General features: G+C 67.6%; 6 protein-coding genes. 3 read left to right on the top strand and 3 right to left on the bottom strand.

All coding sequences use genetic code 11. The features are described from left to right. Positions 1-51: 51 nt before the first annotated feature. Positions 52-936, bottom strand: coding sequence for a neutral zinc metallopeptidase (locus ACE5CZ_RS08175; protein WP_374946833.1), 885 nt, complete (start codon positions 934-936; stop codon positions 52-54). Positions 937-1,046: 110 nt separating this feature from the next. On the opposite strand from ACE5CZ_RS08175, the gene ACE5CZ_RS08170 reads away from it, so the two are divergent. After that, a complete protein-coding gene (locus tag ACE5CZ_RS08170) occupies positions 1,047-2,252 on the top strand; it encodes an acyl-CoA dehydrogenase family protein (protein WP_374946832.1) in 1,206 nt (401 codons plus the stop codon). Positions 2,253-2,378: 126 nt separating this feature from the next. On the opposite strand, the gene ACE5CZ_RS08165 is transcribed toward ACE5CZ_RS08170, so the two are convergent. Both ACE5CZ_RS08165 and ACE5CZ_RS08160 read right to left on the bottom strand, forming a co-directional pair. Continuing rightward, the gene (locus ACE5CZ_RS08165) at positions 2,379-2,510 is read right to left on the bottom strand and encodes a hypothetical protein (protein ID WP_374946831.1); all 132 of its coding nucleotides are present in this window, start codon (positions 2,508-2,510) and stop codon (positions 2,379-2,381) included. 6 nt (positions 2,511-2,516) lie between these two features. Then, a complete protein-coding gene (locus ACE5CZ_RS08160) occupies positions 2,517-2,954 on the bottom strand; it encodes a cupin (RefSeq protein ID WP_374946830.1) in 438 nt (145 codons plus the stop codon). Between the two features lie 170 nt (positions 2,955-3,124). Here ACE5CZ_RS08160 and ACE5CZ_RS08155 point away from each other — a divergent pair, with 170 nt between their 5' ends. Together ACE5CZ_RS08155 and ACE5CZ_RS08150 are read left to right on the top strand one after the other, a co-directional pair. Continuing rightward, on the top strand, positions 3,125-4,213 hold the full coding sequence (locus ACE5CZ_RS08155; protein WP_374946829.1) for a substrate-binding domain-containing protein: 1,089 nt from the start codon (positions 3,125-3,127) through the stop codon (positions 4,211-4,213). Beyond that, positions 4,192-4,577 (top strand): ATP-binding cassette domain-containing protein (locus ACE5CZ_RS08150; RefSeq protein WP_374946828.1); only part of this gene is annotated, 386 nt, incomplete at its 3' end. The genes ACE5CZ_RS08155 and ACE5CZ_RS08150, both read left to right, overlap by 22 nt.

Genomic DNA, 4,577 nt, shown 5'->3' with positions numbered 1-4,577 from the left:
CTGCGCGACGCACATCGTCGATGTGCACCGTGACCCGCTCGCGTTTCATGGCTACAGCTCTGGCCCGCTGATCGAGAACGTGTCGCAGCTGCCCGCGCCGTTCTTCATGCCCACCTGAAACCACTTCTCCCGCTGGGCGCTCGACCCGTGCGTCCACGTCTCGGGGTTCACCTGGCCCGAGCCCATCTGCTGGATGCGGTCGTCGCCGATGACCGACGCGGCATTCAGTGCATCCGCGACCTGGGCATCCGTCACCGGCTCGAGGAACGTGACGCCGTCGGTGTCTTCGGTCGTCGATGCCGCGGCCACCCACGCGCCGGCGAAGCAATCGGCCTGCAGCTCGGTGCGCACCGAATCCGACGTTGGACCCGTGTCGGTGCGATCGGTGCGGTCCATGACGCCGGCGAGGTTCTGGATGTGATGGCCGAACTCGTGCGCGACGACGTACATCTCCGAGAGGGTTCCGCCGGTTGCGCCGAACTGCGTGCGCAGCTCGTCGAAGAACGAGGTGTCGACGTAGATCGACCTGTCGGGCGGGCAGTAGAACGGCCCGGTGGCGCTGGATGCCTGGCCGCAGCCGGTGTTCGTGGCGGCCGTGAAGAGCACGAAGTCGGCCGGCGGCGCGTAGGTGATGCCGAGCGCGGGCGCCTCGTCGGCCCAGTAGTCGTTAAGCGAGTTCTCGGCGCCCACCATCAGGCAGTCGATCTTGCTGTTGGCATCGACACCCGTGTAGCACTCGAGCGATTCTTCGCTCTGGGTTCCCTGCTGCGCCTGGCCACCGCCGGCCAGACCGGTCAGGTCGACGCCCAGCACCTGCGAGAGGAGAAAGAGTCCGATGACCACGACGGCGCTGCCCCCACCCACCGCGATGCCGGTGTTGCGGCCGCGCTTGGAAACCCGGCTCGTGTCGAGCTTCGCGTTGTCATTGAAGGTCATAGAGAAGAAACTAGCGCCTCGGCGAGGCACCGGGCAGTCCCCCGCTGGCGCGGCACGGCATAGTGGTAGTGAACGATTTTCGCCCACCGCCTTTCGACCGGAGCCGCGCCGTGTCCGACGAACACTCCCCCACCGTGATCACCTCGGAAGAGGCCGCGCTCGATGCGGCCGAGATTCTCGCCGAGCGCTTTGCCGCCGACGCGGCCCGCGCCGACGCCGACGGCCGCGCGCCGTTCGAGCAGGTCGCGGCGCTGCGCGCATCCGGCCTGTTGCCCGCACTGGTGCCCGCGCGCCTCGGCGGCGGCGGTCTCGACTGGCACACCGTTCTGCGTGCGCTGCGGCCGATTCTGCGTGCCGACGCCGGGCTCGGCCACGTGATCGCATACCACTTCGTGAACTCGTGGCGCATCCAGCTTAACGAGAACCAGCACGCGATCGACGACCTGTATCGCGGCCTCGTGGCCGGGTCGTGGTTCTGGGGCGGCGCGGGCAATCCGCGGGATGCCGGACTCGAGCTCACCCCGACGGCCGAGGGTTTCACGGTCACCGGGCGCAAGTTCTTCGCCACCGGCGCGCAGCTCGCCGACCGGGTGACGGCGAGCGGCACCCGTGTCGACACCGGAGAACGCCTCGCCATCGTCATCGACGCCACCGCGCCGGGCGTCGTGCATCACGACGACTGGAGCAACATCGGCCAGCGCCTGAGCGCATCGGGTTCGGTGTCGTTCACCGACGTGCTCGTTCCGCACGCGCACGTGCTCGGCCCGAACGAGCAAGACGGCGAGCTCTACCGTGCTTACGGATCACTGTCGATCCTGGCCTTTCAGCTGGCCATGAACCACATTCAGGTGGGGCTCGCCGAGGGCGCACTCTCGCAGGCGGCCGACTATGCACGCACGAAGACCCGCGCCTGGGCGATGTCGGGTGTCTCGAACGCCGTCGACGATCCGTACATCAGGCAGACGATCGGCGAGCTCACCGCGCAGACCCGGGCCGCGGATGCACTGACGTGGAGCGCGACGAACCTGTTCGTCGACGCGGCCAACAAGGGGTGGGAGCTGGGCGACGAGGAGCGCGGGCGGGTAGCGGTGGAGATCGCGGCGGCCAAGGTCGTGACGACGCGCACGGCGCTGCACGTGACCTCCACGGCCTTCGAGTTGATGGGCGCACGGGCCACGAGCGAGTCCGCGGCGATGGACCGGTTCTGGCGCAACGCGCGAACCATCACGCTGCACGACCCCGTCGTCTACAAGGCGCAGGAGGTCGGCGACTTCGCCTTGACGGGCTCGTTCCCCACCCCGAGCGCCTACAGCTGACCGGGCTCCCGCCCGTGCAGACTCCCGCCTTGCTTCGCGGATGAGGAAAAAACGGGGACACGCCGCGGGCGAAGCCACGACACGCCGTCAGCCGGGAGAATCTCCTCATCCGCGAAAGTTCGGAAGCTAGGCGGGGACTGCGGCCAGCTCGTCGTAGGTGGCGAAGTCCTTCGCGATCTCGCTGCCCGTGAAGTTTCCGACCCAGCCGTCGTCGTCGTGAAAGAAGCGCACCGACACGTACTCCGGGCGCGTTCCCATGTCGAATCAGTGCGTGGTGTTCGCCGGCACCGAGATCACGTCGCCGGCCTCGCAGAACACGGCGTTGACCTTGCCGTTGGCGCGCAGGTAGAAGACGCCGCTGCCCCGGGCGAAGAAACGGTCCTCGTCGTCGTCGTGCTGATGTTCGCTCAAGAACTTGCCCCGGGCTGTCGCCGCCTGCTCGAGGTACTCGGGCGTCTCGTCATCGACGATCGAGACCACGTCGACGAGCGTGTATCCCTGGGCGGCGTTCACGGCGTCGATCTCGTCGCGGTAGGCGGCAAGCACCTCGTCCTGCGTCGGCTCGGCCGTGAGCTCCCTGAGCGGCCAGCGACTGAAGCGGGCGCCGAGCGTCGAGAGCACGTCGGTGATGACCTGCGCATCGCGGGTCTGCAGTTCGGGGGCGGAGGCGTCGTTCTCATCCCACACGGTCAAAAGAGTCATACGGCAATCGTAACGATCCGGCCACGGCCCCGGCCACAGAGGTCATACGAGGTCATACGGCGTCGCCGACGGGCGCGTAGCTGATTGAATTCGATCATCACATCCCGGTTCAGCCGCACCCTGGCCCGATCCCGAAAATCGCCCGAACTCACCGCCTCCCAGGAGAAACCATGGCCATCTCGCGCCGTATCCCCCTTCTCGTTCTCGCCGCGACGACCGTGCTCGCACTGTCTGCCTGCGCCCAGTCGAACGGAACCACGTCGCAGGCGTCGACCGACGCCCCGGCCACCGCATCCGCCGCCCTGCCCGCGCCGTTCGACGGCGACCCGGTGAAGGTGGCCCTCGTTCGCCAGTCGGGCGCCGGCGACTACTTCGAGGCGTGGGGCGCGGGCGCATCCACCCAGGCGAAAACCGCGAACATCGACCTGACGGTCACGGATGCCCGCAACGACAACGCGAAGCAGGCGAGCGACCTCGAGCAGGCCATCGCATCCAAGCCCGACGCGATCATCGTCGACCACGGCCAGACCGACACGCTGCAGCCGCTCATCACCAAGGCCGTCGACGCCGGCATCCCCGTGGTCGTCTACGACCTCGCCCTGACCGACGCGACGGGCGTCGTGACCACCTCGCAGTCCGACGAGTCGATGGCCTCGGGGGTTCTCGACCAGCTCATCGACGACGTCGGCGACGGCGCGAAGGTCGGCTACGTTTCGGCCACCGGTTTCGCCGCCCTCGACCGCCGCGCGGTGGTCTGGAACCAGTACGTCACCGATCACAAGCTCGACGTCGTGTTCTCGACCGGCAAGGTCTCCGAATCGACCGCGACCGACAACATCCCGCTCGTCGACGCGGCCCTCAAGCAGAACGCCGACGTGCAGGCCATCTTCGCCCCCTACGACGAGATCACGAAGGGTGTCGTTCAGGCGGTCAACCAGAACAACCTCGGCTCGAAGGTGAAGGTCTACGGCATCGACATCTCGAACGCCGACATCGAGGTCATCACCGCCGACGGCAGCCCCTGGGTCGCCACCTCGGCAACCGACCCCTCCGCCGTCGGCGCGGCCGTCGTGCGCTCGCTCGCCCTGAAACTCGCCGGCGAACTCGACGAAGACGACGTTCAGTTTCCGGCCAAGACCATCACCCAGTCGTTCCTCACCGACAACTCGATCGACAACGTCACCTCGCTGCGTGAGAAGGAGCCGAGCCTCGACCTCTCCGACCAGGTGACGGCGGATTGGCTTCCTGCCAACTCGTGATCGACCCGTCTGCTGCCGAGGGAGGCGATTCGGCGACACTGTCACCGGTCGTCTCCCTTTCGTGCGTCTCGGTGGCCTACGGGTCGAACCTCGTACTCTCCGATGTGACGCTCGACTTCTTCGCCGGGCGCATCACCGCACTGCTCGGCGCGAACGGCGCGGGCAAGTCCACGCTCATCAAGGCGCTCTCCGGCGCCAACCCGCGCTACTCGGGCGACATCGCCGTCGATGGCACCGTGCTGCACCTCTCCTCCCCCGTTCTGGCCAAGGCCCGGGGCATCTCGACGGTGCACCAGAAGGTCGCCGACGGCATCGTTCCCGGGCTCTCGATCGCCGAGAACGTGGTGCTCGACGACCTGGCGAA

This window comes from Agreia sp., from assembly GCF_964263775.1.
Classification (GTDB): Bacteria; Actinomycetota; Actinomycetes; order Actinomycetales; family Microbacteriaceae; genus Agreia.
Note: the sequence above shows the minus strand (reverse complement) of the source record. Positions and strands in the feature narration are given on the sequence as shown.